General features: G+C 44.1%; 22 protein-coding genes. 10 read left to right on the top strand and 12 right to left on the bottom strand.

Going from position 1 to position 26195, the window contains the following annotated elements:
* The first annotated feature begins 1 nt into the window (after position 1).
* Complete coding sequence (locus tag CSW98_RS04540) at positions 2 to 832, top strand: class I SAM-dependent methyltransferase (RefSeq protein WP_100799275.1); 831 nt, start codon at positions 2 to 4, stop codon at positions 830 to 832.
* 94 nt (positions 833 to 926) lie between these two features.
* On the opposite strand, the gene CSW98_RS04535 is transcribed toward CSW98_RS04540, so the two are convergent.
* Genes CSW98_RS04535 through CSW98_RS04525 form a run of 3 tightly spaced genes read right to left on the bottom strand, consistent with a single transcriptional unit; the run spans position 927 to position 5164 of the window.
* Positions 927 to 2465 carry an MDR family MFS transporter gene (locus CSW98_RS04535; protein ID WP_100799274.1) on the bottom strand — a complete coding sequence of 513 codons (1539 nt, stop codon included), beginning with the start codon at positions 2463 to 2465 and terminating at the stop codon, positions 927 to 929.
* 8 nt (positions 2466 to 2473) lie between these two features.
* Entirely contained in the window at positions 2474 to 3670 is a 1197-nt protein-coding gene (locus CSW98_RS04530) for an HlyD family secretion protein (protein WP_100799273.1), read from the bottom strand.
* 45 nt (positions 3671 to 3715) lie between these two features.
* Positions 3716 to 5164 carry an efflux transporter outer membrane subunit gene (locus CSW98_RS04525; protein WP_443083650.1) on the bottom strand — a complete coding sequence of 483 codons (1449 nt, stop codon included), beginning with the start codon at positions 5162 to 5164 and terminating at the stop codon, positions 3716 to 3718.
* Positions 5165 to 5284: 120 nt separating this feature from the next.
* Between CSW98_RS04525 and CSW98_RS04520 the strand changes: the two genes are divergently transcribed.
* The gene (locus CSW98_RS04520; protein WP_100799604.1) at positions 5285 to 5881 is read left to right on the top strand and encodes a TetR/AcrR family transcriptional regulator; all 597 of its coding nucleotides are present in this window, start codon (positions 5285 to 5287) and stop codon (positions 5879 to 5881) included.
* A gap of 2 nt (positions 5882 to 5883) precedes the next feature.
* Here CSW98_RS04520 and CSW98_RS04515 read toward each other — a convergent pair whose 3' ends face one another.
* The 7 genes from CSW98_RS04515 to CSW98_RS04485 all read right to left on the bottom strand — a co-directional run bounded on the left by CSW98_RS04515 (position 5884) and on the right by CSW98_RS04485 (position 15296).
* Positions 5884 to 6888 carry a LacI family DNA-binding transcriptional regulator gene (locus tag CSW98_RS04515; protein ID WP_100799271.1) on the bottom strand — a complete coding sequence of 335 codons (1005 nt, stop codon included), beginning with the start codon at positions 6886 to 6888 and terminating at the stop codon, positions 5884 to 5886.
* A 218-nt stretch (positions 6889 to 7106) separates the two neighbouring features.
* A complete protein-coding gene (locus CSW98_RS04510; RefSeq protein WP_100799270.1) occupies positions 7107 to 8384 on the bottom strand; it encodes a maltoporin in 1278 nt (425 codons plus the stop codon).
* 146 nt (positions 8385 to 8530) lie between these two features.
* Positions 8531 to 10600 (bottom strand): beta-galactosidase, encoded by a 2070-nt coding sequence (locus tag CSW98_RS04505; protein WP_100799269.1) that lies wholly within the window; start codon positions 10598 to 10600, stop codon positions 8531 to 8533.
* An 11-nt stretch (positions 10601 to 10611) separates the two neighbouring features.
* On the bottom strand, positions 10612 to 11817 hold the full coding sequence (locus CSW98_RS04500; protein ID WP_100799268.1) for a glycoside hydrolase family 53 protein: 1206 nt from the start codon (positions 11815 to 11817) through the stop codon (positions 10612 to 10614).
* Positions 11818 to 11836: 19 nt separating this feature from the next.
* Positions 11837 to 12679, bottom strand: coding sequence for a sugar ABC transporter permease (locus CSW98_RS04495; RefSeq protein WP_100799267.1), 843 nt, complete (start codon positions 12677 to 12679; stop codon positions 11837 to 11839).
* Positions 12680 to 12687: 8 nt separating this feature from the next.
* Positions 12688 to 13992 (bottom strand): ABC transporter permease subunit, encoded by a 1305-nt coding sequence (locus tag CSW98_RS04490; RefSeq protein ID WP_100799266.1) that lies wholly within the window; start codon positions 13990 to 13992, stop codon positions 12688 to 12690.
* Positions 13993 to 14057: 65 nt separating this feature from the next.
* The gene (locus tag CSW98_RS04485; RefSeq protein WP_100799265.1) at positions 14058 to 15296 is read right to left on the bottom strand and encodes an extracellular solute-binding protein; all 1239 of its coding nucleotides are present in this window, start codon (positions 15294 to 15296) and stop codon (positions 14058 to 14060) included.
* A 258-nt stretch (positions 15297 to 15554) separates the two neighbouring features.
* Between CSW98_RS04485 and CSW98_RS04480 the strand changes: the two genes are divergently transcribed.
* The 7 genes from CSW98_RS04480 to hxpB all read left to right on the top strand — a co-directional run bounded on the left by CSW98_RS04480 (position 15555) and on the right by hxpB (position 21887).
* The gene (locus CSW98_RS04480) at positions 15555 to 16661 is read left to right on the top strand and encodes an ABC transporter ATP-binding protein (RefSeq protein WP_100799264.1); all 1107 of its coding nucleotides are present in this window, start codon (positions 15555 to 15557) and stop codon (positions 16659 to 16661) included.
* A 75-nt stretch (positions 16662 to 16736) separates the two neighbouring features.
* A complete protein-coding gene (locus CSW98_RS04475) occupies positions 16737 to 17750 on the top strand; it encodes a LacI family DNA-binding transcriptional regulator (RefSeq protein ID WP_100799263.1) in 1014 nt (337 codons plus the stop codon).
* A 232-nt stretch (positions 17751 to 17982) separates the two neighbouring features.
* Entirely contained in the window at positions 17983 to 18291 is a 309-nt protein-coding gene (locus tag CSW98_RS04470; RefSeq protein ID WP_100799262.1) for a PTS sugar transporter subunit IIB, read from the top strand.
* A gap of 14 nt (positions 18292 to 18305) precedes the next feature.
* On the top strand, positions 18306 to 19634 hold the full coding sequence (locus CSW98_RS04465) for a PTS sugar transporter subunit IIC (protein ID WP_100799261.1): 1329 nt from the start codon (positions 18306 to 18308) through the stop codon (positions 19632 to 19634).
* 92 nt (positions 19635 to 19726) lie between these two features.
* Entirely contained in the window at positions 19727 to 20053 is a 327-nt protein-coding gene (locus CSW98_RS04460; protein WP_100799603.1) for a PTS lactose/cellobiose transporter subunit IIA, read from the top strand.
* 106 nt (positions 20054 to 20159) lie between these two features.
* Positions 20160 to 21182, top strand: a complete 1023-nt coding sequence (locus tag CSW98_RS04455; protein ID WP_100799260.1) for a LacI family DNA-binding transcriptional regulator — start codon at positions 20160 to 20162, stop codon at positions 21180 to 21182.
* Positions 21183 to 21221: 39 nt separating this feature from the next.
* Positions 21222 to 21887, top strand: coding sequence for a hexitol phosphatase HxpB (gene hxpB / locus CSW98_RS04450; protein ID WP_100799259.1), 666 nt, complete (start codon positions 21222 to 21224; stop codon positions 21885 to 21887).
* 111 nt (positions 21888 to 21998) lie between these two features.
* Here the strand turns inward: hxpB and CSW98_RS04445 are convergent, their stop codons facing one another.
* The gene (locus CSW98_RS04445) at positions 21999 to 24422 is read right to left on the bottom strand and encodes a formate C-acetyltransferase/glycerol dehydratase family glycyl radical enzyme (RefSeq protein ID WP_100799258.1); all 2424 of its coding nucleotides are present in this window, start codon (positions 24420 to 24422) and stop codon (positions 21999 to 22001) included.
* Between the two features lie 2 nt (positions 24423 to 24424).
* Positions 24425 to 25324, bottom strand: coding sequence for a glycyl-radical enzyme activating protein (locus tag CSW98_RS04440; RefSeq protein ID WP_100799257.1), 900 nt, complete (start codon positions 25322 to 25324; stop codon positions 24425 to 24427).
* 163 nt (positions 25325 to 25487) lie between these two features.
* On the opposite strand from CSW98_RS04440, the gene CSW98_RS04435 reads away from it, so the two are divergent.
* Positions 25488 to 26162 carry a fructose-6-phosphate aldolase gene (locus CSW98_RS04435; protein ID WP_100799256.1) on the top strand — a complete coding sequence of 225 codons (675 nt, stop codon included), beginning with the start codon at positions 25488 to 25490 and terminating at the stop codon, positions 26160 to 26162.
* Positions 26163 to 26195: the final 33 nt, after the last annotated feature.

Below are 26195 nucleotides of genomic sequence, written 5' to 3'. Positions count from 1 at the left end.
CATGCTAATCGGGCATGAGACTAAAATACAGCTGGCAGAGTTTTCGACCCATTTCGGATTGCTCCTGCCACAGCAAAAACAGTTCCAGGATAAGAGTAAAAAACTGGAACAGATCCTGGCCTATTTAGAAACTATACATAGCCAGCTAAGACATTACTCAACAAAACGTGAACTGGTCATTATTGATAGCGGAGCCGGAAACTGCTATCTGAGTTTTATCGTGTATTACTTTTACCAGATAATCATGAAACGGCCCGTCCAGTTGCATTGTATCGATATAAATGAACGGCTGATGGATAAAAACCGTGAATTTGCACAACAGCTCGGCTTCAGTGACATGTTCTTCCATGCCTGTGATATTGCGACCTACCAACATCAAGGAAAAGTGGATCTGGCTTATTCACTGCACGCTTGTGATACTGCAACAGATAAAGCCATCCTACTGGGGGCACAGAATCAGGCCAGACATATTCTTTCTGCATCCTGCTGCCAACACAGCATAAAAAAATCAATGCAGACAATGAAAACGACTAAAGGTATAACACGTCACACCATATACCGGGACAGAATGCTGTATATGCTGGCTGATTCCATGCGTGCATTATTGCTGGAGATGCTCGGTTATCAGGTTGATGTTATTGAATTTGTCTCTTCCCGGGCAACGGACAAAAATACCCTGCTCAGAGCCCATAAGAGGCAGTGCCGAGATCCTGAAGAACTCCGGCAACAATATCAGGATCTACGGAATGCTTTCCGGGTAGTACCGGCACTGGAAACCTATCTGAAAAAGGCTGATTTATTGACGTTATGTGGTATTTCTGCAACTAAATAAGCATCCCCATACTGACTTTTTCTTAATGCAAAAGCCCGTATGATTTCATACGGGCTTTTTATTCGATGACTAAATGATCAGAACGGAATGCTGGTTAGTGTGCCGCCCCCGGGTCAACCGAATGCTTCGGTTTCGGAGCCAGCCAGATAACACAGGCGGCTACTGCAAATATCACTGCAATAATCACAAACAATTGATTCGTCGCAACCATCACACTTTGCTTTTGTACTATCCAGTCAACGGAACCCCGGATCTGATCCATAGACATCCCAGTGGACTGCATTGCATGAGTCGCAACACCATGCTGATCGGTCAAACCTGACAGTTCAGAATGCACATACCTTGTTTCCCGCTCCCATGACGTATTAATCATAGAAGTAGCAAAGGCACCAGAGAGTGTCCGGATAAAGTTCATCAGGCCAGCCGCCGACTCCATCTCATTCGGATTAACACATCCAAGAGCTATTGCTGTCAGGGGGACAAAGAACAGCGGCATGCCGATCCCCTGAAAAAACATCGGCCAGCTTACCTGTGCAAACGTCATATCTAAATTGGCATAACTACGGATAAAGGTCCACAACCCCAGCCATAATACCCCGGCAAACACAAACGGCCTCGGGTCAAATTTACTGGACAGATTTGCAATCAACGGAGCCAGAAATACCGCCAGTATCCCCATAGTTGCTGTTGCATAGCCGGATATCGTTGCCGTATATCCCATATAGATCTGTAACCAGAGCGGTGTGATCACCGATATTGCAAAAAATGCTCCGAACCCTAAGGATAAGGTCATCATTGAGGTAGTAAATCCCCGGTGCCGGAATACCTTCAGGTCAACCACGGGTTTACGTGCCGTCATTTCCCAAATCAGGAAAGAAGCAAAGCCAATGGCTGCAACGATACCCAGTGTGGTTATCCGGGCAGATTCAAACCAGTCGTGATCTTTACCCTCATCGAGCATAATCTGCAGTGCAGCAACCCACACAACCAACAGCACCAGGCCAACCACATCAATACCGGACTTGTCTGTTTTAGTTTCAAATTTCTTCAGCAGCTTCCAGCTTGCATAACCCGCAATGATCGCAAACGGCACCTTGAAAAAGAAAATATACGGCCAGCTAAGCTGGTCACACAACACACCACCCAGTATCGGCCCCATAATAGGTGCAACCAGAGTAGTCATACTCCAGATACCAATAGCAGCATGACTTTTATCTTTCGGAAAGATACGGATCATCAACGTCTGCGACAGCGGCATCAAAGGACCACCAGAAAATCCCAGCAGAACCCGGAACGCCACCAGAGACGTCATATTCGTTGCCATTCCACAAAAAAGTGAAAAGATCCCAAACATAATAAAACAGGTTGCAAACACCCGGATTGAACCGAAACGAGACGCCAGCCAGCCAGTCAGTGGTACAGAAATCGCTTCTGCTACCGCATAAGACGTGATGACATAAGTGCCCTGACTGGTTGATGTTCCGAGGCTTCCGGCAATGTTCGATACAGACACGTTCGCAATCGTCGTATCCAGAATGGCCAGAAAGTTGGCCATCGCCAGACAAAGAACCCCGAGAAACAGGGCTCCTCCGGATAACGGCTGAACTTGGTTTTGATCAGAAGCAGAACTCATACTTCACCTTAACCCTGTTCAGATCCGTTCACTGCTTGGTACTGTGCCAGTACTTCTTTCGCTACCTGTGATTTTGTATCCACCGTCACTTCCATAGACAAACCAACCTGCAGTGGGTGAGCCTGAAGTTCGTTGGCATCCAGTTCGATACGCACAGGAAGGCGTTGTACCACTTTAATCCAGTTCCCTGTTGCATTTTGTGCCGGGATCATAGAAAACGCAGAACCTGTGCCGCCAGAAAGACCCGTGATAACACCATGGTAAACAACGTCATCACCATACAGATCAGAAGTGACTTCCACTTCCTGACCAACCTGAACTTCACGCAGCTCAACTTCTTTAAAGTTTGCGTCGATATGCATATCATGCACAGGGACAACTGTCATCAAAGGAGCGCCAACCTGAACCCGGCGGCCGACCTGTACTTGACGTTGAGCAATCACACCACTGATCGGTGCTCGGATAACCGTGCGTTCCAGATTGATTTTAGCCTGATCAAGCTGAGCTTTAGCCAGCAAGACTTGTGGGTTATTATCCACTGTTGTGTTATCAATCAGTGCAGCATTGGCCTTTTGATTACCAATAGTAGACATGCGGTTAGCAACCGACTGATTTACCGCCGCTTTTGCCACATTCAAATTTGCCTGGGCCTGAGTAAATGCTGTTTTGGCATTAGTCAGTTCTTCTCCGGATACCGATCCTGATTTAACCAGATCTTCACGACGTTCCAGATCGATCTTAGCGCGCTGGTAGTTAGCCTGTGCTGACTCCAGTTGCGCTCGAGCTCTTTTTTCATCTTCTTCTCGAGCATTGACCAAAGCATCCAGACCTTCATCATTGGCCTGATAGCTGCGCACCCGACGCTTAGCCAACGCATAATCGGCTTCAGCCTGAGCCAGTGCAATCCGGGCATCAGTATCATCGATAGTGACCAGTACATCTCCCTTATTGACATACAGGGTATCAACCACATTGACCTGAGAAACGATACCGCCGACCGCTGGAGTTACAGCTGCAATTTCAACGGCAGCATAAGCGTTGTCAGTACTGATATAACGGGATCCGATAAAATGCCAGTAGGCACCATAACCACCGGCTGCAATAACAATGGCTGCCGCCAATCCGATAAAACCTTTTTTGCGTGACCGAGCCGCTTGTGCCTGATCGAACTGTTCGCTGTTTTGAGTGTTGTCTGTTGAACTCATTATTAAAAACCTTCTAGAAACCTATTAAAAACTTACAACGACTGTTTACTTATCCTGTGCCTGAGTCGGCGTAGATTCATATCCGCCCCCCAGAGCATGTATCAATGACAGATCCAGACTGAATGACCGGGACTGCAGGTTAACCAGCGCCCTTTCACTGTTCAGTAATGCATCTTCTGCCGTCAGTACGTCCAGATATCTTGCCAGTCCCCCCTTATAGCGGTTACTTGCAATCTGATGAGCCTCTTTCGCAGCGTCTACTGCCTGTCTGGTTTTACTGATCTGTGCATCAAGAGCTTTGGTACTGGTCATGGTATCTGCTACTTCCTGCAGAGCATTCGTCAGTGTAGCGTTATAGCTGCTGACTGCGGTTTCATAGTCTGCTTCTGCAGAGGTCAGTTGCCCTTCAAGACGTCCGCCATTAAAAATCGGCAGATAAATCGCCGGACCGATACTGCCGGCATCATTACCGTCATTGGTCAGGTTATCGATACCGAATGCCTGAAAACCGATAAAACCGGATAAACTCACATTAGGATAAAACTGACCTCTTGCGACACCGATGCGCTGAGCAGCCGCTTCTGCTCTCCAGCGGGCAGCGGTGACATCAGGACGATGTCCAAGCAGTCCGACACCAAGGTCTTCCGGTAAGCCAAACGTATCCGATAGTTGCACAGTAGGACGGCTGATTGTACGTCCACGATCCGGGCCTTTTCCCATCAAAGCCGCCAGCGCATTTTTTTGCAGTTCGACCGACTCTTTAATACCTAACAATTCGGCTTCAACACTGGCAGCTGCAGCTTTGGCCTGACTGACGGCACCTTTGGTTTCCAGACCGTTATCAAAACGTTTTGTCAGCAGTTCCACCGTTTTCTGCCGCACTCTAACAGCCGCTTCTACGGTATCCAGATTCGAGTACAGTCTTGCCAGTTCTGCATAAGCATTAGCAACCGAGGTAGAAAGCATCAGTCTTGTTGATGCATGCTCTGCTTCTGTTGCAGCATAATCTGAGGCAGCCGCCGCAACGGATGCCTTATTTTTACCCCAGAAATCAAATTCATAAGAAAAGTTCGTCGTAACTGTGCCGAAATCATTCCAGTACATCGGGTAATGATACGCCTGATAGCCATAACTCACTTTAGTCAAAGATGCAGTGGCTTCTGCACCAACCTGAATCTTTTTAATTGCACCAATTTGCTGAGCGATCCCCTGAGCATGCTTTAGCCTGGATTCAGCAATACGTAGTGTCGGCGAATCTTTTAGTGCTTCCTGAATGAGCAAATCCAGTTGCGCATCCTGATAACGGGCCCACCATGCATCGTTTGGCCAGTTCATGGCCTGAATATCTTTAAATGTCTGGGTATACCCCAGCTCTTCTGCTGATTTTACTGACTCCATTGTGTAGTCAGACGGCATTGAACAGCCGCCCAGCAGCACTGCACCGGCTACAGCTACCGCACAGGCATGAATTCTTCCCGCTTTCACTGATCGCACTAAAAGTGTGTTCTGTATCACCTTAAAAACCTCATAACTAAACCGTACGGTACAGTTATAACTTGACAGACGGCGTTCGTCAAGCGAAACTAACGCCGTTTTAATCAGGCAGGTGGATACATGCGAGTAAAGAGTGAAGAGCGTCGACAGGCTATTCTGGACACGGCAAAAGAAGAGTTTACTAAACATGGATTTAGCCAGACATCTATGTCCGCCATCGCGAAAAAAGTGGGCGGGTCTAAAGCCACGCTTTATAACTATTTCAGCTCTAAAGAAGAGATTTTCACTGCGGTGATGGAATCAGTTGCAGAACAGATGACCATAGCTTTTCACAGCCTGTCTACGGTCATAGATATCAAGCCAGCTCTGACAGACTTCGGCTGCAAGTATCTGACATCTCTCTATTCTCCGGAACTGGCCATGGTAACGAAAATGGCATATACCGAAGCGGATCGTTCCGACCTGGGCAGACACTTTTTTGAAAACGGCCCCAAAAGAGGCCTGACACATTTGCAGGACTTTTTAGCTTACCATGTGGAAAATGGAGCACTGAAAAGCTGTGATACCTGGATTGCAGCCTTGCAGCTAAGAGCCCTGCTGGAGGCGGAACTCAGAGAACAATTTGCACTGGGAATCATCAAACAGCCCGATGAACAAGCTATCTGTGAAGTGGTTGAAAGAGCGGTGAACAGTTTCCTGATACTCTATATGGCCTGAAATTATCTCAGATCCTGCGTTGACTCTTTTGCCAGCAAGATTCCCTGATACTGGTAATGTTTTTGCTCTATACCTTGTTTTTTGTTCATCGCCAAGGCTATTAAGATTGCATCTCTGGTTAATTCTACGATAGGTAATTTAACCGTAGATAAACGTGGTACAGCATAAGCTCCGGCAGGTTCACCATCAATACCGATAACCGACACCTCTTCGGGAACCTTTACTCCTCTGTCATGTAAAGCCCGAACAGCGCCCATTGCCATTGAATCGGTACAGGAAAAAATAGCAGAAAACGAGATACCGCTATCAAGCAAAGCCATCGTTGCATCATAGCCACTCTGCAAAGTGCTCTCACCTTCATAAATCAAAGCGTCATCTATCGCAACCGAGCGGGATTCCAGACTGGTTTTATATGCCGCCAAACGCTGCCGTCCGGTATCGCTGGACAGAGAAGTTGTAATACAGGCAATCTTCCGGTGGCCAAGATCCAGCAGATAATCCGTTGCAAGATGTGCTACTTGGTGCTGATCAAAACCAAAACTGAACAGGTTATCATCTGATAAAGAACGGTTAAGGATAATCAATTGTGTTTTGATATCTTTTTGAATGTCAGATAATTGTTGTTCTGACAAATGACGGCTGTAAATGATAATGGCATCACAGTAATGTGCTTTCAGGGAACGGATCGCATCGATTTCCCCTTCGACACTATTATGGCTGTCCATCACAAACAGTTTTTTGTCTGCTTTTTGCATATCCTGTGCAGCCTGCGTCAGCATAGAACCGAAATAGTGGCTTTCAAAATGAGGCAAAATAAGGCCAAACGTATTATAACTGCTGGTTGCAAGTGCCCGGGCAAAAGCATTGGGCTGATACCCTAAAGAGTCCATTGCTGCCAGCACTAACTGACGAGTCTGTTCTTTCACATGTTCACTACCGTTAATCACTCTGGATACGGTCGCCTTAGACACACCGGTAGCCTTGCATACGTCATTGATTGTTGCCATTTTTTCCTGTTCCCCAAGCGGTCGGACACTTAGTCTACACCATTTCAGGAACAGAGAATAACGGATTGCCTCATATCCGTCACATTCTCAACAATGCTGAAATAAACACAACAAAAAAGTTGCATAAAAAAGCCTGCAGGCAAGGCTTGCTCTGCAGGCAAATAACGCTAATTACAATCAATAACGTGGATTACAATAGGTACACTATTGGTGAGAAATTACCACCAGGCTTCAATCTGAGCACCGATTCGGATATCGCTGTCATCACGTCCACCATTGAATGAATCTCTTTCATTATTTTTCACATAAGTAGCATAAAAACGCATTTCCGGACGCGCCAGAATATAATCGCCAGCACTGATCACCTGAGCAATGGTCAATTTTTGCCCGCTGTTTTCATAGTCTCCCCCACCGACTAGATCCTGAGTTGTCTTGTAGTAACCAAGCTCAAAAAGTGTTTTGTTGTTTTTCGACCAGTTATAAGCTGGACGAACAACCAAAGAGAACAGTTTTTCAGAATCCACTTCTTTCCATGTTGTAGCCGGAACAACTTCCGCCCACGTAGTTTCATGATCCTGAGCATAGCCAAGAGTCAGAACATGCTGGAACATAAAGTTATCGGTAAGCTTGATATCACCGGTATTAATTAAACGGTACCCTTTCGCTTTATTTACTTTCTCAATCTGGTCAGTCGATGCTGTAGCCCAGTTGTCATACCATCCCCCCCCCTGGGTAACCATATTCTGAGCCAGACCGTTGTCAGCATACTGAAGTACCGTTTTGTTATAGCCTTTTGAAAAACTCTGACTAAGCTCTGCTGTCAGCATCACGGCATTATCAAAGTCCAGATCAGCGTCTTCCTGATCATCGGTTGGATTAGGCATCGCATAATCAATACCAAATTCTGTCCAGGCTCCGTCCCACGGCTTAAGACCGGCATAGCGAATATCAACATAATTAATATTAATATCGTTCTGATCACCCCGAATCAAAGCCGTGGATAAGGTTCCCGGACCAGCATTAATACCTTCTAAACCAAATCCATAGCCAGATATATTCCAGTATTTTGTATCAATAATATGCAGATCATGTTGCTGATAAAAACGTTTACCTGCCCAAATAGTAATATCCGGAGCCGAAGTAATAAAACCTTTCGCTTTCATATTCAATTGTTTAATTGCAAAGTTAGCAGTATCATCTTCTGTTTTTTCTGTTTCCAGATCTCCATTAGATGACATTTCGAACATACTTTCGAAATATATACTCTTGCCATCTTCATTATACAATTCCTGCCCTAATGCAAGCTCTGCATAAGTATCAAACTCGTTTCCCAGACGCCCTAGTTTATTTTTTTCATATTCATCGCCACTTTCATTACCTCCGCCATTGTTGGAAATACTGTAGCCAGAGCGGGCATAGCCATAAAAATCAACAGCCATTGCCTGAGTTGATAGCAATCCGCATACAATAGCGAATGATAAGTATGTCTTTTTCATATTACTGTCCTTATGTTTACGTATTATTGAATCACATGATTTATTAAAATTAAGACAATAGGAATCTATGGAATTTAAATTCCATATAACTTTTGTTTAATTAAATCAAATCGCTCTAATTATTTAGAGCGATTTATAAGTGTGAATTATTTTAATTTAGAAAATACTAACACTTCATATGGATTTAAATTGATTAACTCAGAATCAGACATATTCCCTGTAATCAAATTAGTCCAGTTTGAATCTGGTAGAATTATTTTATTTTCTTCCCCTTTAAAGTTCATAATAAAAATATATTCTTTCTCTTTATCATGCCGGGTTGTAACAGACACGCCATACGGTACGTGTTCCATTATTCTATATAGCTGGTGTCGCTTAGCTATATCCCGGTAGAAATGGCGGTTGAATTCAGGTTCCGTTCTCGCTGCCAGATAATATGCGACCCCCTGTCCATGCTTATTTCGAGTGAGAACCGGCGTACCATCAAACAGATCCTCTGTATACGTTGCCAGTGATTCTGCCGTTTCAATATGAACATGTTCCATCAGATGTTTCACTTTGAATTCACCGTCAAAATCCAGTTCACCTGATGTATTGATAGCAAATGTCACCCGTTCATCTTCATACAGAGAATCAATCTCTTCCGCCCAAATACCCAGAGTTCTGCGCAGAGGGCTATTTTCACCACCAGGGAAGCCACCAAGGAAACAAAGATCACTTTCGTTCACAATGCCACTCCAGTAAGTCGCTATCAGTGTTCCTCCCGCCTTCACAAACTGCTCCAGACGTTCGGCTACCCCCGGCTTAATCATATACAGCATTGGTGCAACAATAATCTTATAAGATGTAAAATCACACAACTGTTCAATAATGTCGCAGTTGATGCCCTGTTCCCAGAATCCCCGATAGTGTTCCGCAACCGTCTTTTCATAGAACAGACCTTCGTTCCTCGGTCCGGAAGCATCATCCATTGCCCAGCGGCTTTCCCAATCAAAGATAATGCCGACCTCTGAATGTGTACGACTGCCACAAGCAGAAGAAATACCTTCAAGCATTTTTCCAACCTGGGTCACTTCTCTTCCTGAACGGGTATCTGCATGACCGACATGGTCAATAACCGCACCGTGGAATTTTTCCACCGATCCCCGGCTTTTACGCCACTGGAAATACTGAACCGAATCAGAACCGTGAGCGATTGCCTGCATTGATGAAAGAAGATGCATCCCATTTTTTTTCAGTTTAGTGATTGGCTGCCAGTTGGTCTGGCTTGGCGTAGATTCCATCAACAAAAATGGCTGTTGCTTCAGAGTACGCATTAAATCATGATACATAGCGATATAGCATGCTAACTCCGTTTCATCGTGGTCACGATGCCACAATGGGTAGTTGTCCCATGAAACAACATCAATGGCTTCACTCAGTTTCCAATAGTCATAGTCGTAAAAATACTCCATAAAATTGGCAATCACGGGTAAATTCGGATTGAGTTCTTTCAGAGGCCGGGTTTCCTGGCGACAAAAATCGGCAACCCGCTCCGTACGGTAACGTTTCCAGTCAAGGTTTAACCCATGCACAGATCCTTCTCCTATTGGCGAAGGCGACTCTATCTGTAACCAGTCCGTAAACGTATGACTCCAGAATGCTGTCCACCACTGAGCATTCAGATTCTCCAGTGTCCCGTAACGCTCTTTCAGCCATGCCCGGAAGCTATGCTGGCAATGTTCACAATGACATTCACCACCATATTCATTGGAAATATGCCAGCCAATCACGGCCGGATGATGACTATAGCGTTCGGCCAGTTTACGATTGATAATACCAACCTTTTCCCGATACACCGGGGCATTATAACAATGGTTGTGCCGTTCCCCATGCCGTTGCTTCACCCGATTCTTGTCGACACGTAGTACATCCGGATAGCGCTGAGATAACCAGGCGGGACGAGCCCCGCTTGGTGTTGCCAGAAATACCGAGATATCGTTATCCGCCAGACGGTCTAACACATTATCCAGCCATTCAAAATGAAACTCGCCTTCAGAAGGTTCCAGAGCGGACCAACTGAATATGCCCACAGACATCACATTACAATGCGTCTGTTTCATCAATTTAATGTCTGCTTCCAGAATATCAGGTCTATCTAACCACTGCTCAGGGTTATAATCTGCACCATGCAGAAACGTAGTGATATTCGGAATAATTGGTGAATACTGCGACATTACAAATAACCTTATTTTGAATTAAATACATCTAGTGACGGGAATGCATTACCATTAGGATCAAACATCGCTTTATTATCCCAGGCGTTTCCTTCTTCCCAGTGGTCATCGATATAGTCCATACCGGCTTTCGTTGCCCATGTCGCGTCCTGACCTAACCAGGCAGGCTCCCAATAGAAAATACCTAGTCCCATGTTATTTTCTGTTGCATTAACCATCTCCATCAGATCTTTCAGATATTCAGCCTGACCATTCACCGATACTTCATAGCCTTCAATCGGCCCCTTGTCGTCATTCCCTTTAGGCACAAAAGGAAAAGCAGTTTCAACAATAATAACCGGCTTGTTATACCGCTTTATCACATCGTCAATATTTTCCCGGACTTTTGTCAGCGGCCCATGCCAGAACGGATAATAAGACATACCGATAATGTCGAAGTCGACATCATGCTTAGTTATTTCATCAAACCACCAGCGGAACAAACCGTTATCGCCCGCTTCCGCCAAATGCAGCATAATTTTGATGTCTTCACCAGCAAGCGTATTATCCTTAACCCCCTGAATACCAGATTTCAGCAAGCGAGACAGGCGGTCAAACTCCTTACCATCACCACCCCAGCTTTTACCTTCCGGCCACAGCATGCCACCATTCAGTTCATTACCAACCTGAACCATATCCGGTACAATTCCAGCATCCCGATGTGCATCCATAACAGCATCCGTGTAGTCATACACTTTTTGCACCATTTCATCAAAATTCAGGCTGCTCCAATGCTTGGGTTTGAACTGTTTCTTCGGATCTGCCCAAAAATCACTGTAGTGAATATCCAGCAGGTACTTCATACCATTCGCATGTGCTCTTTTACCAAGCTCAATCGCACGTACCAAGTCAGAGTTACCACCACCAAATCCAGTACCGTTCACTGACTGAGGGTCAACCCACAGGCGGGCACGAATATAATTGACACCATGGTCGCTCAAAATTTTTACTAAATCTTTTTCTGAGCCTTCGTCATAATATTTTGTCCCCATAGATTCCATTTCAGGAAGCATGGAAATATCCATCCCTTTAATAAAACCTTCCGATACGTTAGCTGGCTGGATATTATATGTTTTTATACTTTCTTCTGTATTTTTTCTGGTTACAGAATCTGACTGACAGCCGATAAGAGCCGCACTCAGGCCTAACACAGCCCATGTGATATAAGATAATTTCATTATATTTCCTTCTTAATTATTAACCTTTTGTACTTCCTGCTGTCAATCCGGAAACAAAATATTTCTGTAATGACAAGTAAAGTAATGCAACCGGAATAGAAATAAGAACTGCACCTGCTGCATAAGTTGTATAACTAGCACCCATTTTTTCCACGACCAGGTTATATAAACCAATTGGCAAAGTGTAATATTCCGGTGACCTGAGTATTGTTGTCGCCAGAATAAAATCACCTAATGGCCCGGTAAAAGAAAACAGTGCAACGACAGCAATAATTGGCTTTGATATTGGTAAGATAATTTCAATAAATATCCTGAAATTACCGGCTCCATCCATTTTGGCCGATTCATCCAAATCTTTTGGTATCGCATCCAAATACCCTTTCATCAGATACGTATTCATCGGAATCATCCCTCCGACATAAACCAAAACCAATGCCAAATGGCTATTGATCAGTCCCATCATCTGCGCCAGCACAAAAATCGCAATCAGCGCAGAAAACTGCGGGATCATCTGTAACAGCAAGAACAGCATCAACCCGTTATTTCTGCCTCTAAAACGAAACCGGGAAAAAGCATAAGCAGTACAGCAAACACTAATTAAAGTCAGAACCATGGTCAGGACACTTATTTTCAGACTGTTCCAGTACCAAGTCAGATAAGAAACCTTACTGTTTTCAAACAAAGTCAGATAATGCGACCATGTCGGTTTATCCGGAATAATAGAGTCACCCATGATGCTGTTACCTGGATAAAAAGAGGCACCGACCGTCCAGACCAACGGATAAATAATAATAATACAAACCAGAAGTATCAGAAGATAGCTCAGAGTAAGTCTGATTCTGTTACTGCGTTTAATACTCATAATCCCTCTTATCTCCCTTCTTCTTTAAATGATTTTGTCATCCGGAACTGCCATAAAGCGATACCGACAACAAAAATTGAAAGCAATAACGTAATAGCAGAAGCGATAGAATATTGTGATGACGACATAGTCAGCTTATAAATCCAGGAGACTAAGATATCTGTCCCGCCGGCATTACTGCCAACAACAGCAGGTTCACCATTATTAAACAAATAGATAATATTGAAGTTATTGAAATTAAACGTGTACTGGGTAATAAGTATCGGTGCAATTGAATACAGAACTAGTGGTAAGGTAATAGTTCTCAATTGCTGAAACTTACTGGCACCATCCATAGTGGCAGCCTCATAAAGATCCCCCGGAATAGCCTGTAATACACCAGTGGTCATAGCAAATACAAACGGAAAACCAAGCCAGGTCTGTATCATAATTAATGCCGTCTTCGTCCAGAATGGGTCGGTAAGCCAAGGTTTTGGCGCGATACCGAAAAAGTCCAGAATGACATTGTTAATTACACCAAATGTGTCATTAAACATACCTGTAAAGATCAGAATTGTAACGAATCCTGGAACTGCCCATGGCAAAATAAATACAGTTCTGATCAATGGCTTAAATTTCAGATCCTTCTGATTAACCAGAATAGCCAGCAAGATGCCAACCGAACATTGCAATGTCGTTGCCAAAAATGTCCAGATCACTGTCCACTGTAAAACGTCAAGAAATGTTTTTCTCCAGAGATTAACTTTAAATATATTAATAAAGTTTTTCAGACCTACCCAATCAACTAATTTAGCTGGTGGAGTATTATACAAATTGTAATTAGTGAAACCGATAGCAAACCCGAATACAATAGGAAAAACCACAACAAATACCAGCAAAATAAATGCAGGTGTTGTCATTAAATATGGAAATCCGGACTCAACAATATTTCTGAACTGCTTTCTTATAGAATTAAGTGCCTTACCTTCATCTCGTAGCCTGCCATTTTGATAAGCATCAAATATACTGAAAGCATACACAGACAGACCAAACAATGCGATGATAAGAGAGATGATCCCTTCAGCCAGAAGAAAAATTGAGTTATCCTGAGGAAGTTTTTCACCTAATGTAGTTAACCCCCAAAAACCATGCTGAAGAAAATCACTACCTATTCCCAGGAAACTAAAAAGTAATACAGAAAAAATACTCCCTTTCATCAGTTGCCGGTTATAAAACTGACCGAATCCGGGTATAACCCCAAATAAGACAGCAACAACTCTATGAGAACTGTATTTCTTCATATTAAGAGATGGCTCCCCATAAAACTCTGACATTAACAAAACTCCACACTCTAGATATCAGCCTGACAATTATTATCAGGCTGGCACCACTTTTTATATTAATTACCCATCATTGCATGGTTAGCTTCAATCTGCATACTGATTGCTTCTACTGCGCCATCTAAAGCCTCTTTCGGCCCCTGTTTTCCAGTAGCAATCAGTTGAAGGGCACTGTTCGCTGGATTCCAGACTTCATTCATTTCCGGAATAGATGGCATCGAGGTTGCGTTAACAGACTGTACTGCAACAGCTCTTGCCCCCATATCATTCTTGATAACAGGATCATCGACCAGTTTCTCAACGGCAGGTACTTCACCGGTTAGCTCAAAACGACGTTTCGCATTGTCATAACTATTAATGAATTCAATATACTTTTCTGCCAGTTCTTTATTCTTCGAATAAGTAGAAATACTGTAGCTTTTCACCCCCATAAAGGATCCCATCGGTTCTCCGTTAGGAAGTGAAGGTAAAGGGGCAACACCGTAATTAATTCCCGCTTCTTCATACGGTTTGAAAGACCATGGACCCGTTTCTACGATGGCCGCTTTTTGAGAAGTAAACAAGGAATCAATGGCATTTAATCCGTTATTGCCTACAATGCCCGTAGGGAAAAGGCCATCACGATAGAATTTTTGAATATACGTGGCACCCTCAACGGCCCCATCAGTATTTAGTAAAAGTTTATTCGGATCATAAGAGCCATCTTCTGCTTTAGCAAAAATGTCACCCCCCATACCTTTTATGATGCCATACCCGTAATATAATTCGTCCCACTTCGCTAGAAGACCATATTTATCTTGTTTTGAAAGTGCTCTAGATAATTCATATATTTCTTCAATATTAGAAGGAAGAACATCGATAAGATCTTTATTATAGACCATTACAACTGTTTCAACAGATTTAGGAATTCCATAAAGAACACCTTTATATGTCAATGCATCCAAAGATGAATCCGTAAATGTATCTAATACCTTTTGATCTGGCTTTATAGGTGAAATCAGACCCTGAATAACAGCACCACCAATTTGATCATGAGGAATAAGAACCACGTCCGGACCAGTGCCAGCAGGGCCGTCCATTCTCAATGCCTCAATCTGACCACCATAAGGAAGCTCTTTAACCTGAACATCTACATCATATTTTTTTTCAAATAACTCAACAGCCTCCTTATTACCAAATGATTTTTGAATATCCTCCCATACAAGGAGTTTATCTTGTGCAAATACAGAAGAGGAACCTATTAAAGCAGTATAAATTGCAGAGCAATACACCACCTTTTTTAATTTATTATTTTTCATATTTTCCCTTGCTTTTACCAATTAATAATCGTTAAACTAAATTTACTTTAAGAAGCTACCCTGTTCGATATATAAAATATGCTTCAGCACCTGGCTTCATCCATAGAACTGCTAAGCATTTGTGATCTCTGTCACTAGAAAACATCGGATTTGTGATTAATTTATTACAAATCAAGTAAAAATTTACTAACTACTGATGCGTTTATCACAAGAAAGTTGTGATTTCAATTTTCAGAATAAAAAACAATAGGTTACCTCATGGCTTCAATTAATTTATCGAATATCATCAAACGCTTTGGTGATACGCAAACTATTCATAATGTTAATCTTTCTATCGAAAGTGGCGAATTTGTTGTCTTCGTTGGCCCCTCTGGCTGTGGTAAATCAACCCTGCTGCGTATGATCGCCGGACTCGAAGAAATAAGCCTGGGAGAACTAAAGATTGGCGAGCAAGTGATGAATGATGTTCCTCCTTCACAGCGTGGTGTCGCCATGGTGTTTCAGTCATATGCTCTATACCCGCATATGACTGTTGCTGAAAATATGGGGTATTCTCTTAAAGTAAAGAAAACCCCGCCAAAAGAAATTGAGCACAAAGTAAAACTGGTAGCGAAAGCGTTACAACTGGAATCTCTTCTGGAACGTAAACCCGCTCAGTTATCAGGAGGACAGAGACAAAGGGTTGCAATCGGCCGCGCTATTATCCGGGATCCGGATGTGTTCCTGTTTGATGAGCCTTTATCTAACCTGGATGCAGAACTGCGGGTAGAAATGCGGCTGCACATTGCCAAGCTTCACAAAGAGCTGCAGTCTACCATGGTTTATGTCACCCATGATCAGGTAGAAGCCATGACGCTGGCTGATAAAATTGTAGTGCTGCGGGATGGCCGTGTAGAGCAGGTCGGTACGCCGATGGAACTGTATTACCACCCGCAAAATCTGTTTGTTGCCGGCTTTATTGGTTCACCGAAGATGAATTTTATTCCGAGTAAACTCATATCCTGGGAAACAGATAGTATCACTGTAGAACTGGGGTATAACGGTCAGATGATCTCTTTACCAGTATCCGTTCCCCCAATGAGTGCAGGCGAGCAGATAACCATAGGGATCAGACCGGAACACTTATCCCGGGAAGAGGCTGATATCGCACTCAGCTTTGATACGGAAGTCGTCGAACGTCTGGGTAACAGCACTTACATTTTCGGCCAGAGTTGCGGCGTCGATAACTTTAAATTCCTGCATCAGGGTGATTGCATTGTCGAACCGAATAATTCTCTGACCCTGTATACCTCAACAGATCTTATCCATATATTCGATAACAATGGGCAAGCACTGGTTGAGAAAAAATTTAGTAAAGCTATTTAAGAGAATGGCAGTCAGGGGAAAATCCCCTGACTGCTCAGGCTTTAATAACAAAAATAACAACAGGATAGGTACAGTTTGGCAACGCTAAAAGATATTGCGGTTTTAACTAAGGTTTCAACTTCAACAATTTCCCGGGTTATTAATCAGGATCCGACACTTTCTATTACCAGCACAAAACGAGACGAAATTTTGCAGGCGGTAAAAGAACTGGACTATGTATCGCCAAAGCAGAGGAAAGCGCAGCAAGAAAATGACATTCCCTCGTTTTCCGGCTCCTGTGTCACAGCATCTGCTCAACTGGAAGTTGTAATCGTCAATTTTCTTGACCCTGTACGGGAAATCTCCGACCCCTATTTTACGTCAATCCGAGTCGGAATTGAGAGCTGCTGTTTTAAAAATAAAATTGCAGTCAGAACCCTGCGCCGGGATCAGATAGAAAAGAGTGGTCATATTCTCAGCAAGCCTAAGGCTGTGATCGCCGTAGGTCACTTTACCGATGATGAGATCAACCAAATGTATCGGTATAACCGCAACCTGATTTTCATCGACTCAAATCCTCTCGGCAGGCACAGCGATGCCGTTCTGTTTGACCGCCATGCTGCGGCTCGGGAGTTGGTCGGATATATCATTGACAGCGGAGCCAGATACCCGGCTTTTATCGGTAATGATGAAACCCGGTTGCATGTATTCAGGGAACAGACAAAGCTACATAACCTGTACAGGGAAGAACACTGCATTGTCAGTAAAGAATTCTGTATAGAATCCGGCTACAAGGCAATGCTAAAAATTCTGGAAAGCCCCCAGATACCGGATGTTGTTTTTGCTGCAACAGATATTATTGCGGTTGGTGTCTACCGGGCTATCTACGAAAAAGAACTGACTATTCCCGGAGATATTAAGGTCATTGGTATGAATGATATTTCTACTTCAGCCCATATGAACCCCGGTTTGTCCACTATGCGTTTATATCCGATGGAAATGGGAGAAACAGCCGTTGAGCTGTTTCTGGAACTGGTCAATGGCCGTAAAGTTAAAAAAATGATTCATCTGGGGTACGATTTTATCCAGAGAGACAGTTTTTCTCTGTAAAAACATCCAGATACACCACATTAAATCTTCATCAGCGGCCAGAAATGATGTTGGCCGCGCTTCTGATTAGATCTTAATCACATCTAAAAACAAAAACTTCGTAAATTTTATGTAACAAATCACATTTACACATCAAAACTGTAACCGGTTACTGTAACCGGTTTCTCAAGTTGTTATAGTCAGTTACGAAGTAACAACAAACCCTACTCTACAGATAGAACAGGAACTTATTATGAAAAAAATATTCCTTTGCTGTGCCGCCGGTATGTCTACCAGTATGGTGGTAACTAAAATGAAACAAGCTGCTGCGACTCAGGGCATTGACGTTGATATTACTGCGGTTGGCATGGACGAATTTGAAGCAACGCTGCCGGATTATGATTGCTGCATGCTCGGACCTCAAATCAAATACAAAGAAGCAGAATTCAAGGCCAAAGGTGAAGCCGCAGGTAAACCTGTCGGGGTCATTAATGCTATGGATTACGGCATGATGAAAGGGGATAAAATACTAGCCGATGCTCTGGCAATGCTGGAAGCATAAGGGAGGATAAAATCATGTCTCATCCGTTTTTCGATTTTATAGAACAGAAAATTGCTCCGATAGCCGGACAGGTTGGCAGCCAACGTCATGTAGGCGCAATTCGGGATGGCTTTATCGGTGCAATGCCGTTTATGATTGTTGGCTCATTTTTACTTGTATTTGCATTTCCTCCTTTTTCAGCCGATACCACTTTTGCGCTGGGACAATGGTGGATTGAACTATCAAAAAACTATTTTAACGAGATAATGACTCCATTCAATATGTCGATGGGAATCATGTCTTGCTATATTGCTGCAGGCATTGCTTATAATCTGGCACAAAGCTATAAGCTAGATTCCTTTCCTACTTCCATGTTGTCATTGATGACTTTCCTGCTAATTGCAGCTCCAATGGAAGACGGTAAGCTTTCCGGTACATATCTTGGCGGCACCGGTATTTTTACTGCTATTATTGTTGGCATATATGTGACGGAATTAACAAGAATTCTTAAAGAACGTAATATCGGAATAAAAATGCCGGAACAAGTCCCGCCTAAAATCCGTCAATCTTTTAATCTGCTGATTCCAGCCCTATTTGTTATTCTGACAATTTATCCGATAAACCTGCTTCTTAAAGGACAAGTTGGCATGTTAATGCCTGAAGCAATCATGGCTATATTTACGCCTTTAATTTCAGCATCGGACACTTTACCAGCAATTTTATTTGCTACTTTCCTTGCACATACATTGTGGTTCGCAGGTATCCACGGGGCAACCATTGTCGGTGGTATTATGGCTCCTTTCTATCTAATCAACCTCGGAATGAATCAGGAAGCTCTGGCAGCCGGCCAAGAACTGCCTGCTATTTTTATTGAACCATTCTGGTCTTTCTTCATCGTTCTTGGTGGTTCAGGGGCAACCTTTGCATTGGTTCTGCTTTATCTGCGTAGTAAATCTGTACACCTGCGTTCTATTGGTAAAATTGGTGTTATCCCTGCAGTATTTAATATTAATGAACCGGTAATTTTCGGCAGCCCAATAGTCATGAACCCGATTTTATTTTTGCCTTTCGTTGGTATTCCGATGATTAACGCCATCATTGCATACTCTGCAGCAAAGCTGGGTCTGATCGGTAAAGTGATCTCTCTTGTTCCATGGACAGCACCTGCACCTATTGGTGCCGCATGGGGTGCTGGCTGGCAAATGAGTAATGGCCTTCTGGTTATTGGTTTAATTGTGCTGGATCTGATTCTTTACTATCCATTCTTCAAAATATATGAAAAACAGCTGCTTGCTCAAGAAAAAGCAGAAAGTGAAGCGACTGAAACAAGTTCAGCCTCTGAACTTAATCCCAACACTATTTAATCATTGATTACGGGGAACCTGCCGGGCAGGTATCCCCTGTCAGAATTCAGAATATCTAACGGAGTACTCTAATGGAGACAGAATCAGCAGTTATGGATATGGAATCCACAGTGATGGAACTGATCATTAATGCCGGTGAAGCCCGCAGTTGTGCGATGCAGGCACTGTATGCTGCCAAGGCGGGAAACTGGAATGACGTCGATCAGCTTCTTCAGGAATCCACTGAAGCTTCAAAACGCGCCCATACGGTACAAACTCAGCTTATCGGTATGGATCAGGGTAGCGGTAAGGTGCCGGTTAATCTGATTATGGTGCATGCACAGGATCACATTATGACGTCTATGCTGGCTCGAGAGTTGATCGAGGAAATCATCGAGCTGCATAAAATGGCTAAATTAGGCAGCCAGAATGCAGCTTAGTGACGGTTATTCTGTCAGAAAAGATGCCTCCGTTTACTGCAAATGATAAAATCACAGACCCGGCTTTCGCCGGGCTAACTAATCAAGATAAAGCACAAGGAAATCAATGAGCACCATTGTTGACGTATGTAAACTGGCAGGCGTATCCAAAGCAACCGTGTCCCGGGTAATGAACGGAACCGGACAGGTAAAAGAATCAACCAGAGAAGCCGTCTATGCTGCAATGGAACAGCTCGGATATCGGCCTAATAAGATTGCTCAGGCTCTTGCTACCAGTAAAACAGATACGATAGGTTTCGTTGTTTCCCATTTTGACGGTGCCTATATCGGCAGCCTGCTGCAACAGGCATCCGCCAGTGCTGAAGCGGTAAAAAAACAGCTGATTGTCACCGATTGCCATAATGACCCTGAGCTGGAATACGAAACCGTCCGGCAACTCGAAGGCCGCTGTGACGCTATCGTGCTTTATAGCAGAACCCTATCAGATGCTCATCTCAGAAAATTACACCGGGAACTGTCTACACCTTTGGTTTTAATCAACCGAACCCTGCCGGAGCCGCTATTTCATACCGTAACCTTTGATCAGGAATCAGCAAGTACCATGATGATGAATCATCTGATTGGTTACGGTCACCGAAAAATTGCCTGCATAACCGGCTCATTGGATAACCCGACAGGCAAAGCCCGTCTGGCCGGTTATATCAACACATTGAAAAGACATGCTATTCCATATAAACCTTGTCTGGTAAAATACGCGGATTATCAGATAGAAGGGGGCTATCGAGCCTGCCAGGAATTACTAGAAGAAAAGACTTCATTTACCGCCCTCTTTGCTTTTAACGACTATATGGCACTAGGTGCACTTAAAGCATTAACTGAAGCCGGTATCAAAGTTCCGGAGCAGGTGTCTCTTGCCGGTATTGATAACAATATGCTGGCAGCGTATGTTTCTCCGGCTCTGACGACAATTGAGCTACCGCTCAATGTAATGACCAGACAGGCTATGGAACTAGCCGTACAGCTGATCAATCATAAAGATAGCGGTTCTTCTCATCAGTTTAAGGGTAAGCTTATCCAGCGAGAATCAGTGATGCCATTTCATGCAGCAGAAAGCTGGCTTACCTGCTAATAAAAAATCCATTCACCCACAAAGTTATAGGACACGATTTTGATTGAAACAGTCATTTTTGATATGGACGGCGTACTCGTTGATTCCGAACCGTTCTGGCGTAAAGCCAAAGTTAATGCCGTAGCTCGTTTTGGCGGCACCATCACCGAACAGCTCGCTTATCAGAGTACCGGACTGCGTATTGATGAAATAGCCAACTACTGGATTCGTTATTGCGGGCTGGATCCGGCCTGTAGTGCCGATCTGGCCGATGCGATTCTGGACGAGGTCATCGGGCAGATAAAATCTAACGGAACCCTATTACCGGGCGTCAGAGAGTCTCTGGAATGGCTGGCTGAAACAGACCTTAAGGTCGGTCTGGCATCTTCCTCTCCTCTTCGTCTTATCGAAGCTGTACTGGAAACATTCGGACTGGGTAAATATTTCTCTGTTTATGTTTCAGCAGAGCACCTTACCTACGGTAAACCCCATCCACAGGTATATCTGGATGCAGCACAAAAACTGGAAACCGAACCGCATCACTGTCTGGCTATAGAAGATTCTATCAACGGTTTAATCGCCGCAAAATCGGCCCGTATGACGGCTATCTGCGTTCCGGAACCGGGTCAGGAAACCAATCCCCGTTTTGGTATTGCTGATATCAGACTGGCCTCGCTGGAAGAGTTCGTCACCTCAGCCGAGGTACAGAAGACTCTGGAGAAATAGTACCAGTCATATGCTTAAGTGACCTCAAAGCGCTTGAATATAACTGGTATGCCGGATTGAGATTACTAAGATGTCAAAAGTGGTGCTCCCTGTGAAGGAGCACCTTTTTTCTTACAGTTCGTGCTCGGTACGAGCAATAATATCATCCTGAGCATCCGGAGACAGAGCCGTAAAGAAAGCCGAGTAACCCGCAACCCGCACGACCAGATCCCGGTACTGCTCAGGATTCTTTTTCGCTGCCAGCAGGGTCTCGCGTGAAACAATGTTATACTGCACATGCCAGCCTTTATGATGATTGAAGAAAGTTCTCAGTAACATGGAGAGTTTTCTCTTATCGGTTTCAGAGGCAATGGTTGCCGGTGAAAGCTTCTGATTAAGCAGCACACCGCCCAGTATCTTGTTAACCTGAATTTTACCGACAGAATTATAGACCGCAGTTGGACCTAAGCGGTCTGAACCGGAAGCAGGGCTTGCCCCCTCTGCCAGAGGTGTTTTCGCCTTACGACCATCAGGAGTTGCCATGGTAGAGGCACCAAACGGAACGTTAGCTGAAATACTGGATGTCCCAGCATAGTACTTCCCTCCGACAGGTCCTCGTCCGTGGCGGGTATTAACAAACTGTTCCAGCTCATCAATATAAACCTGATAAGCTTCTGCCAGTAACGTATCAACTGCATCATCATCGTTGCCGTATTTCGGAGCAAAATTGATCAGACGCTGACGAAGCTGCTCGTTTTCCGTCCCTTCAAAATCTTCTGCCAGTGCTTTGGCCAGTTCCGGCTGACTGATCTGAGCATGATCAAACACCAGATGCTTAATTGCGGCCAGGCTGTTACCCAGATTAGCGATACCGACTTGCAGACCGGATACCCAATCGTATTTCGCGCCACCTTCTTTTACTGTTTTACCCCGCTCCAGACAACAATCGACCAGAGAGGAACAGAAAATATCTTGTGCCTGCTGTTCCAGCACCGTATCGACAACCGTATCAATTTCGATAGATTTTCGCGCATAGTAACGGATCTGATCCGCCCATGAAGAGAAAACCTGTTCAAAGTTCTCAAAATTACCTTTTGCCAGCGATTTTTCATGCGGAAGAAAAGCCTTACCACTTGTCGCATCAATGCCTTCATCCAGTGCCGCCAACAGAATACGGGCAAAATTCATAAAGCTCATACCGGTACAGCGATAACCCCATTTACCCGGTATTGCGGTTTCAATACAACCGATGGAGGCATAGTTATAGGCATCCTCTTTTTCAATACCTAACTTAATAAATTCAGGAATCACAATTTCATCATTATTGAATGCTGGCATACCAAAACCACATTGAATAACATCAATGCAACCCATCAGAAACTCCTGATTAAGTCCAGCATGATAACGAACACTCAGGTTTGGCTGCGTTGAACGCAGTTGTCCGCAGGATTCAAGGATTGCCCAGGATAACGGATTAACCGCATCTTCGGCTTCGCCATTCGCGTTCAGCCGCTGACCTCCGATACAGACATTCTGATAAAGCGGAGAACCAGCCGAAGCCTTCGAGTGAGCCCCGGAGCGGATCTTATTGACTTCCAGCAGCTTCAGCCAGCAGGATTGCAAGAGTTCAAGAGCAAACGATTTTTCCAGGCAGCCACCATCAATATCATGTACATAGAACCGGTTTAGAAATTGATCCATACGGCCAAAAGAGACTGAATGGCCATTGGATTCGATCTGTAACATTAACTGCACAAAATAGCTTAACTGCAACGCCTGCCAGAATGTTTCCGGCGCATGATAAGCAACATGACGACAGTTAGACGCTATCGTCTCCAGCTCTGCACGACGTTCCGGACGAGATTCCTCCTGAGCCATTTTTGCAGCCAGCTCTGCATAACTGACCATGTGCTCCTGAATAGCCAATAATACGATCTCCACAGCTTTGTAGAACTGCTCTTTTTTCAGTCCTTCAAAGGTAGACACATCATTCTCTGCCCGGTAATGGCGTACTTCATCGATCAGGCCACTCATTCCCAGTCGCAGAATTTTTTCATTATCAACCGCAAGATGGGCATCTCCGGAAGTCATATTTCCTTCGGCTTTAATAATGGTAGTTGCTAAGATTTCTTGCTGTTCATCCGTATACAGCCCATAACAGCGATCCTGTACGGTTTTTCCCCGCCAGTATGGCGTTATGCTGTGGATCTGCTCTTTATCCTGTGCGCTAACCTCGAAACCCGCCCCCGGACGATCAGCCAGCCCGTCAATTTCAGCTTCAATCCAACGTACGGTATATTCAGGAAATATCGGGGCAGCGCGAACTTTACTTGCCTGATTACCGACGATCAGTTCATCATGCTTAATCCAGATAGTACGGGTACGCAAATGCTCCTGTAATGCTAATGCCCGTTGCATGATGACGGGTTTGTCCTCGTTTGCCTGATAAATCCGGGTATAGGCTTCAGCACGTTCAGTACAAACCGGTGGCGTCACGATATTAACCAATGCAGATTTATGCATTTGAATTCGTTCCGGAAGATAGTTTAAGTCCATGATTAACCTCTGACAATTACATTAAGTTGGGTATACCTGTTCGCATATTGCTGTGCATTTTTGAGTAGTTCCGGATTGTTCAGTGGCTGATCGGAACATTCATAAGGCATATCGAGCAAACGGTATTTATTTATGCCGAGAGTGTGATACGGCAATAAATGAAGCTCATGACAACTTTCAAGTGAAGCTGCAAAATCAATAATATTTTTCAGTTCTTCAATCGTGTCGTTAAAATCCGGAACCACAGGAACACGGATAACAATACGTTTTGCCACAGGGGCAAGTTTGCGCAAATTACCTTTAATACGTTTCAGGGAACCTTTAGCCCAGTTAAGAAACTTTTCCTCATCGGTATGTTTCAAATCCGCCAGCCAGCAATCAACATCCGGGGCAACCTGTTCAATATGTTTCCACGGAACATGCAGGCAAGTTTCAATGGCTGTCGATACGTTTACAGCTTTAAGTCTGCTGGCAAGCTCTGACACTAAGTCAGCCTGCATAAGCGGCTCTCCACCAGAAAAGGTTACTCCACCCTGACTTTCCTCATAAAATGGCTTATCTTTCATAAGAATATCAAACAACGCATCCGCTTCCGCATCCTGTCCGCAAACCGTCAATGCTTGTGTAGGACACACGCTCTCCAGTGCAATCAGTTGTTCATCAGAAAACCGTTTTCGGTCAATGTGCACTGTCTGTCCATCATGCTCAATATGAGGGCAAACCTGTGAACACAGACGACACCCTTCCATACAGGTACGTGGGTCAAACAGCAGAGAACGTTTATCACTCCGGCTTTCCGGATTCTGACACCAGGGACAAGCCAGACTACACCCTTTTAAAAAGAGAATTGTGCGAATACCATCACCGTCATGGGTAGAGAATCTCTGAATATTGAAGTACATATCCGCCTCTGATCGTTACCGGGAAACACTTTATCTAACATTTAATCTTTACTTAATGAAAGTATATTGGTTTCGAATGAAAGATCAATTGACAAAGATCAAACTCATGAACAGAAAACAGATCTATAGTTACAACAGTTTCATAAACCAAGAGATAACGTTAATGATAGAACTGTATCTGGACACAGCCGATGCTGAACAAGTTGCACGCTTTAATAAATGCATGCCTCTGAAAGGAGTAACAACAAACCCAAGTATTCTGGCCGGTTCAAAGCAAGGTCTGAATGAAACCCTCAGTGCTATACAGGCTGTAGTAGGCGGAACTCCGCGCTTTCATGCACAGGTTGTCAGCCAGACAACGGAAGGAATGCTCACAGAAGCCCGCAAAATCAGCGAACTGCCTTACGATATGGTCGTAAAAGTACCGGCAACAGAAACCGGTATGGCCGCCATTAAGCTAATGAAAGCAGAAGGAATTAGCGTTCTTGCAACAGCTATCTATTCTGCACAGCAAGGACTTCTGGCCGCTTTATGTGGTGCAGATTATCTGGCTCCCTATGTTAATCGAATTGATGCAATGAATGGTAATGGTGTGGAAGTGGTTGCCGACCTGCAACTGCTGTTGGAAAACTACCAGCTACCGGCAAAGATACTGGCTGCAAGTTTTAAAAATACACAACAGGCAATGGAAGTCATGAAGCTGGGCATTAAAGCCATTACACTACCGGTCGATGTGGCAGCCCAGATGTTTGCTCATCCGGCCGTTCAGCCTGCAGTCGCACAATTTGAACAAGACTGGAAAAATACGTTCGGTGATAAGCTTTCATTCGAAAGTTAAATAGACGTAATTGCAGCTATGCAATCACACAGA

This window comes from Vibrio sp. HA2012, from assembly GCF_002812955.1.
In the GTDB taxonomy this organism is placed as follows: Bacteria; Pseudomonadota; Gammaproteobacteria; order Enterobacterales; family Vibrionaceae; genus Vibrio.
Note: the sequence above shows the minus strand (reverse complement) of the source record. Positions and strands in the feature narration are given on the sequence as shown.